This window comes from Cellulomonas sp. P4_H12, from assembly GCF_056400905.1.
In genome coordinates this window covers 1-561 of sequence record NZ_JBFUKJ010000127.1, presented here as the reverse complement: position 1 = coordinate 561, position 561 = coordinate 1, and the positions used below count along the sequence as shown (strand labels likewise).

At 71.3% G+C, this 561-nt stretch carries 1 protein-coding gene; it reads left to right on the top strand.

The features are described from left to right. A partial coding sequence (locus AC1DQC_RS20135) for an ATP-binding cassette domain-containing protein (RefSeq protein WP_477052995.1) occupies positions 1–413 on the top strand: 413 nt, incomplete at its 5' end. Between the last annotated feature and the right edge of the window lie 148 nt (positions 414–561).

Genomic DNA, 561 nt, shown 5'->3' with positions numbered 1-561 from the left:
CGGTGACCGGTCGGTGGACGCTCGAGCGGATCATCGCCGAGCCGCTCCACACGCGGGGCGGCCGCACCGCCGCCGTCCGGGCCGCCGCCGCGCGCGTCGGGCTCACCGACGATCTCCTCGCCCGGCGACCGCACCAGGTGTCCGACGGCCAGCTGCAGCGCGCCTGCCTCGCCCGCGCTCTCGTCCAGCAGCCGCGGTACCTGATCTGCGACGAGATGACCGCGATGCTCGACCCCGCGACCACCGCCGCGCTGACCGCGGTCATCACCGAGGAAACCCGGCGCGGCCTGGGGGTGCTCGCGGTCAGTCACCACCATGCGCTACTCGACGTATGGTCTGATGCCACCACCGGCCTCACTGACGTCTCCCGGACAGCAGAAGGCCAGGCCATCGCGTGCGCTGGCGATCGCTGACTGTTCGCCGCGCCGGCGGAGCAGACCCGCGCGCGGTCGCGGCGCCAGGACACCCACCCATCCAGACTGTGGTGCACTGTCGGCATGACCTCCGAACACGCTCTTGCCGGTGACATTGCGCTCGTCACCGAACCGACGAAGAAGAATT